The 6,097-nt window shown below is 65.5% G+C and carries 6 protein-coding genes; 3 read left to right on the top strand and 3 right to left on the bottom strand.

Annotated features, from left to right (window positions below; all coding sequences use genetic code 11):
• Window positions 1-84: 84 nt before the first annotated feature.
• On the top strand, window positions 85-951 hold the full coding sequence (locus WAN71_RS28150; RefSeq protein ID WP_422228469.1) for an amidohydrolase family protein: 867 nt from the start codon (window positions 85-87) through the stop codon (window positions 949-951).
• Here WAN71_RS28150 and fadD17 read toward each other — a convergent pair whose 3' ends face one another.
• Genes fadD17 through WAN71_RS28135 form a run of 3 tightly spaced genes read right to left on the bottom strand, consistent with a single transcriptional unit; the run spans window position 952 to window position 4,796 of the window.
• A complete protein-coding gene (fadD17, locus tag WAN71_RS28145) occupies window positions 952-2,460 on the bottom strand; it encodes a long-chain-fatty-acid--CoA ligase FadD17 (RefSeq protein ID WP_422228468.1) in 1,509 nt (502 codons plus the stop codon). It lies immediately after the preceding gene.
• A 3-nt stretch (window positions 2,461-2,463) separates the two neighbouring features.
• Entirely contained in the window at window positions 2,464-3,591 is a 1,128-nt protein-coding gene (locus tag WAN71_RS28140) for an acyl-CoA dehydrogenase family protein (RefSeq protein WP_422228467.1), read from the bottom strand.
• A 23-nt stretch (window positions 3,592-3,614) separates the two neighbouring features.
• Window positions 3,615-4,796 carry an acyl-CoA dehydrogenase family protein gene (locus WAN71_RS28135; protein ID WP_422228470.1) on the bottom strand — a complete coding sequence of 394 codons (1,182 nt, stop codon included), beginning with the start codon at window positions 4,794-4,796 and terminating at the stop codon, window positions 3,615-3,617.
• 181 nt (window positions 4,797-4,977) lie between these two features.
• Here WAN71_RS28135 and WAN71_RS28130 point away from each other — a divergent pair, with 181 nt between their 5' ends.
• Together WAN71_RS28130 and WAN71_RS28125 are read left to right on the top strand one after the other, a co-directional pair.
• Window positions 4,978-5,169, top strand: a complete 192-nt coding sequence (locus WAN71_RS28130; RefSeq protein WP_422228466.1) for a ferredoxin — start codon at window positions 4,978-4,980, stop codon at window positions 5,167-5,169.
• A 63-nt stretch (window positions 5,170-5,232) separates the two neighbouring features.
• Window positions 5,233-6,097 (top strand): 3-oxoacyl-ACP reductase (locus tag WAN71_RS28125; protein ID WP_422228465.1); only part of this gene is annotated, 865 nt, incomplete at its 3' end.

The following is a 6,097-nucleotide window of genomic DNA, read 5'->3' as shown; positions in this document are numbered from 1 at the left end:
TAAGCCGGCCACTGGACAAAAATAGAGCCTTGTTCCACCCTGGTGGGCGCTTGAAGCGGGCGCGCCTCGGATTCGGAGGACCTTATGGCTGGCTGTGGCGGGTTGCCGGTGTTCGACACAATGATTGGTTTTCTCCACCAGGGCTCTGATCAGTACGACTTCATCCGCAAGCAGACCAAGGACCGGGAGTCGCGGGAGAAGTTCGAATTTCCCGTTGAGTACATGTTCAAAGGGGTGCCGAAAGACCTGCCGACCAGCGATCCCATCGCGGTGACCCTGCACGAAATGGACCGCTTCGGCATCCAGAAGGGGCTGATCGGCGTCGCCGACAAGACGTCGCAACTGGCGCTGAAGAAGTATCCCGATCGGTTTGTGCCGTCTGGGGCGATACCTGATCCCAACGACGTGATGGGGTCGGTCAAAGCCATTCACCGTGAGCACGACGAGTTCGGCATCCGGGCCACGTCGGTATTCCCTGCCGGCACCTTTCCGCAGGTGCCGATCGACGACCCGAAGATGTATCCGATCTACGCCGCGTGCGTCGAGCTGGGCATACCCATCTTCGTGTGCGCCGGGGTGCCCGGGCCGCGGGTGCCGTTCGCGCCGCAGGACGTCGCGCGCATCGACATCGTCATGTTCGACTTTCCCGATCTGGTCTTCGTGACTCGCCACGGATGCGAGCCGTGGCAGGACCTGGCCGTCAAGCTCATGGTGAAGTGGCCGAACCTGTACTACTCGACGTCCGCGTTCGCGCCCAAGTACTACCCGAAGGCGATCGTTGACTACGCCAACACCCGCGGCGCGGACAAGGTGCTCTACGCCGGGTACTTCCCAATGGGGTTGTCGTTGGAGCGAATCTTCACCGAGATGCCCGACGTGGCCTTCCGCGACTCGGTGTGGCCAAAGTTCCTGTACGACAACGCCGCACGAGTTCTTGGCTTGGAGCAATGACTAACGGCGAATCGGCCACACCGGATCGGCGCAGTCGAGGCCCTCGGCTGACAGCTGCCGCTTGATCACCTTGAAGGTCGCGGTACGCGGCAGTGTCGTTCCGACCCGGACGTATGACGGCCACTGCTTGGGCCCAAGGTCGGTCTGCTCGGCCAGGAACGCGCGGAATTTGTCAGCATTAAATTCGGCGCCGGGCGTCATCACCAGCGCAGCCATCACCTGATCGCCGACGGCCGGATCCGGCACCGCATACACCGCCACTTCGGTCACCTCCGGATGGCGCAGCAGCACCCGCTCGATGGGCGCGGTCCCCAGGTTCTCCCCGTCGACGCGTAGCCAGTCACCGAGCCGACCGGTGAAGTACGCATAGCCCGCCTCGTCGCGGTAGGCCAAGTCGCCGCTGTGATAGATGCCGCCGGCCATGCGCTGCGCATTCGCCTGGGCGTCGTTGTAGTAACCCTCGAAACGACCTGGGCCACCGGCATTTACCAGCTCGCCGACCACGCCAACCGGACAGGGCTGACCGGTGTCGACATCGACGATCTCGATGCCGTCGGGCAGCAGACCAAGTGCGCCTGGCGGGGTATCCGGGGTGCGGCTGATCGCCACCCCGCCCTCCGTCGATCCGAAGCCGTCGATGACGACGCAGCCGAACCTGTCAGCGAAACGCTCGATGTCGTCCGGCGCCCCCTCATTGCCGTACACCGCTCGCAGCGGATTGTCGGCGTCGTCCGGACGTTTGGGTGTGGCGAGCACATAGGACAACGGCTTGCCGACGTAGTTGGCGTAGGTGGCGCCGTAGCGGCGGATGTCGGGGAGAAATCCGGATGCAGAGAACTTGCGCCGCAACACCATTGAACCGCGGCAGGCTAACGCTACCGCCCAGCCCACCAGAACCGCGTTGGAATGAAACAACGGCATTGACGCGTAGCACACGTCGGAAGGGCCGAGACTGAACCGGTCAGTCATCGTCACGCCAGCGATGCCGACCTTGCCGTGGCTACACATGACCGCCTTGGGATCACCGCTGGTGCCCGAGGTGAAGATCAGCATGAACAGGTCGTCGGGCGCAGCGGATTGGAAGCGCACCTCGGCATCGTGGTGGGCGGCCACCTCGTCGGCCCATTCGCCTCCGTCGACGTTGATGTGGTCGATGTCGCCAAGTGTCGCCGCGGAATTCGAGTCGGCCAGCACCAGCTGGCAGTCGGCATGGTCGATGTCTCGGGTCAGCGCGGCGCCGCGGCGCACCGGGTTGAGGCCCACTGGGACGATTCCCGACATTCCGGCCGCGACCAAGACCGCGGAGAAAAACGGCGTGTTCTCCAGCAGGACTCCGACGTGTGGCGGCCGGCCCGGGTCGAGCCGCGTGCGCAGCGCTGCCGCCACCGCGGCGCCGTGCCGGAGATGATCACGCCAGCTGGCGAACGAATCCTCGAAGTAGACGCCCCGATCCTCGACATCGACAAGCGGTCGCAGCAAGTCGACGACGGTGGGAAGCGGTTCGGTCACTGGCTAAGCGGGAGTGTCCGCCAGCTCACGGCCGATGCGCAGCAGCGCTCCGGTGGCGCCGCCCAGCGCGAACTCGGTCTGCTTGGCGGCCAGGAAGTAGCGATGCACCGGATGGTCGGTGTCGATGCCGACACCGCCATGAATGTGAACGATGGTGTGCGCCACGCGATGTCCGGCGTCGGCAGCCCAGAATGCCGCGGTGGCGACCTCGGTGTCGGCCGGTAGGTCTTCGCTGAGCCGCCAGGCCGCCTGAGTAAGCGTCAGCCGCAATCCCTTGACGTCGATGTAGCCGTCAGCCAGCCGTTGTCCGACCGCTTGGAAGCTGCCGATCGGGCGGTCGAACTGCTCACGAGTGCGCGCGTATTCGGCGGTCAACTGCAGTCCGCGGTCCAGGACGCCGAGCTGAAAGGCGCTGCGGCCCAGTTTGCCCAGCGTGGTGATCCAGCTGACCACGTCCTCGCCGCCGACCACTCGCCCGCTATCCACCTCGACCCCGTCCAGTCGGAGATGCCCGACGCTGCCCAGCCCGGTGGTCTCCAGGCTCGTCACCGAGACGCCGGGGTCGTTGGCGGCGATCAGGAAAACTGCGGTCCCAGAATCGGTTTCGGCCGGCACCAAGAAGCCGTCGGCCACCGGGCCATAACCGACCTGGGTGCGGGTTCCGGACAGGCGGTAGCGGTCTCCGGCGCGGGCAGCCTGCACTGGTCCGTCGCCCATCTCGCCGTCCAACGCGACCGTGAGGATCTTGGTTCCGCTCACCGCGGGCTCGCCCCACTCCTGCTGAAGTTCCGGTGAACCGAACCGGGCCAGGGCACCCGCGGCAAGAACGACGGAGTCCAGGTAGGGAACAGCCGCGAGCTGCCGGCCCAGTCCGACAAGTACGGCGGTCTGTTCGAGCACCCCAAAACCGCCTCCGCCCACCGACTCCGGCGCGGCGGTGGACAGGATGTCGGCGTCGATCAGCTTGCTCCACAGCTCGCGGTCAAACCGTCCCCCTGCCCTTCGGGCGGGAGGTGCCCCCAGATCCAGACCGTCGAGCTGACGTTGGTGGTCCGGCGTGCACACCGAGTCGACGATCGTGTTGACCAGACCGCCGAGATCAAGGGCGGCTTCGGTGGTCGAAAAGTCCATGGTCTACTGAATCCTCCGGGGAGTTAGCGGTTGGCTCGGGGCAGGCCCAGCGCCACCATGCCAATGATGTCGCGCTGAACTTCGTTGGTGCCGCCGCCGAAGGTCAGGATCAAGCAGGCACTGTGCATCCGCTCGACTCGGCCGCGCAGCAACGCTCCGGGTGAATCCTGACGCACGGTGGCCGCGGTGCCCAGTACCTCCATCAGCAGGCGGTAGGCCTCGGTGGCCAGCTCGGTGCCGAACACCTTGGCAGCCGAGGCATCCGCGGGTGACGGCGAGGCCGAGTCCGACGACGCCAGCTCCCAGTTGATCAGCTTGAGGACTTCGACCTTGGCGTGTACTCGGGCCAGGTTGAGCTGCACCCATTCCGAATCGATGAGCCGGGCGCCGCCGGCGTCTTTGGTGTTCTGCGCCCACTCCCGAACCTGGTTGAGCGCCATGATGATCGGCATCGGCGACACCAGCGCGACGCGCTCGTGGTTGAGCTGGTTGGTGACCAGCTTCCAGCCGCCGTTCTCCTCGCCGACCCGGTTGGCCACCGGGACGCGGACATCCTGGTAATAGGTGGCGCTGGTGTCCACGCCCGCCATGGTGTGCACCGGCGTCCACGAGAAACCCTCAGCGCTGGTCGGCACGATCAGCATCGAGATGCCGCGATGCTTCTTGGCTTCGGTGTTGGTGCGGGCCGCCAGCCAGACGTAGTCGGCGTAGGCGATCAGGCTGGTCCACATCTTCTGACCGTTGACCACATAGTCGTCGCCGTCGCGCACCGCGGTCGTGCGCAGGTTGGCCAGGTCGGTACCGGCGCCCGGCTCGGAGTAGCCAATCGAGAAGTGCAGGTCACCAGAGGCGATCTTGGGCAGGTAGAACTTCTTCTGCTCCTCGGTGCCGAAGGCCATGATGGTCGGCGCGACGCTGTTGATGGTCAGGAACGGCACCGGGGCGCCGGCGATCGCGGCCTCGTCGGTGAAGATCAGCGAGTCCATCGGGGTGCGGCCTTGGCCGCCGTACTCCTTGGGCCAGTTCAGGGTGAGCCAGCCGTCCTTACCCATCTGGGCCACCGTCTCGCGGTAGATGTTGCCTTCGCCGACCTCGCCCGACGTCGAGCTCAGTGCCTCGCGGCGTTCCGGGGTGATCAGCTTGGCGAAGTACGAGCGCAGTTCGCGACGCAGCTCCTCCTGCTCAGGGGTATAACTGATGCGCATTCGGCCACCCTCCTCCTCGTAGGTGAATTGTGCGGCAGCCTGCATCGACGGCCACCCATTCGCCACCTGAGGTTGTAACACGTTCTAGTCTGAGGGTCCAGCGACCGTCTCGCCGAACGCGTTCGCAGCTGGTCGTATGGTGGGTCCTACGTAGCCACAGCCCACGCTCAAGGAGGATGCCGTGCGGGTGATAGTTGACCGCGACCGCTGCGAAGGCAACGCGGTGTGCCTGGGAATCGCGCCGGATATCTTCGACCTCGACGACGAGGACTACGCGGTGGTGAAGACCGACCCGATTCCCGCCGATCGGGAGGTGCTGGCCGAGCAGGCGATCGCCGAATGCCCGCGGGCTGCACTCCTACGCGAAGACTAGAGGTATTCATAACCGCCGGCGACGATGCAGAGCGCCAGCGATGAGGAGGAGCGGCGTACACAGATGACTAGCAGCACGAAAGCGACCGATCTGTCCGGAAAGGTCGCGGTAGTGACCGGTGCGGCCGCAGGGTTGGGCCGCGCCGAAGCGATCGGCTTGGCCCGTGCCGGTGCCACTGTCGTGGTCAACGACATCGCCGCCGCGCTGGATGCTTCCGACGTCATCGACGAGATCACCGCCGCCGGCTCCAAGGCGGTAGCCGTCACCGGTGACATCAGTCAACGTACGACCGCTGACGAGTTGGTCAGCTGCGCCGACGGGCTGGGCGGCTTGAGCATCGTGGTGAACAACGCCGGGATCACGCGCGACCGGATGCTGTTCAACATGTCTGACGAGGAGTGGGACGCGGTGATCGCCGTGCACCTGCGCGGCCATTTCCTGCTGACTCGCAACGCCGCCACCTATTGGCGCCAAAAGGCGAAGGAGTCCGACGGCTCGGTCTATGGCCGCATCGTCAACACGTCGTCGGAAGCGGGATTGGTGGGTCCGGTGGGCCAGGCGAACTACGGTGCCGCCAAGGCCGGTATCACCGCGCTGACCCTGACGGCGGCTCGGGCGCTAGGCCGCTACGGAGTTTGCGCGAATGCGATCTGTCCGCGGGCCCGGACGGCGATGACGGCCGATGTATTCGGGGAGGCCCCCGCGGTCGGCGACGGCCAGATCGATCCGCTTTCCCCCGAGCATGTGGTCACCCTGGTGCGGTTCCTCGCATCGCCTGCGGCCAGCGCCGTCAACGGTCAGGTATTCATTGTTTACGGCACACAGGTGACGCTGGTGTCTGCGCCCAGCGCCGAGCATCGGTTCACCTCAGACGCGCAGGCCTGGGACGCGCAAGAGCTCAGCGCTACGTTGATGGACTACTTTGCTG

Source organism: Mycobacterium sp., from assembly GCF_049280035.1.
Taxonomy (GTDB): domain Bacteria; phylum Actinomycetota; class Actinomycetes; order Mycobacteriales; family Mycobacteriaceae; genus Mycobacterium.
This window is presented reverse-complemented; position numbering and strand designations above follow the sequence as displayed.

What these genes read in the sequence shown, in the direction of transcription:
- WAN71_RS28150 (WP_422228469.1), top strand. Translation starts at nt 85, where the DNA reads ATGGCTGGCTGTGGCGGGTTGCCGGTGTTCGACACAATGATTGGTTTT.
- WAN71_RS28140 (WP_422228467.1), bottom strand. Translation starts at nt 3,591, where the DNA reads ATGGACTTTTCGACCACCGAAGCCGCCCTTGATCTCGGCGGTCTGGTC.
- WAN71_RS28135 (WP_422228470.1), bottom strand. Translation starts at nt 4,796, where the DNA reads ATGCGCATCAGTTATACCCCTGAGCAGGAGGAGCTGCGTCGCGAACTG.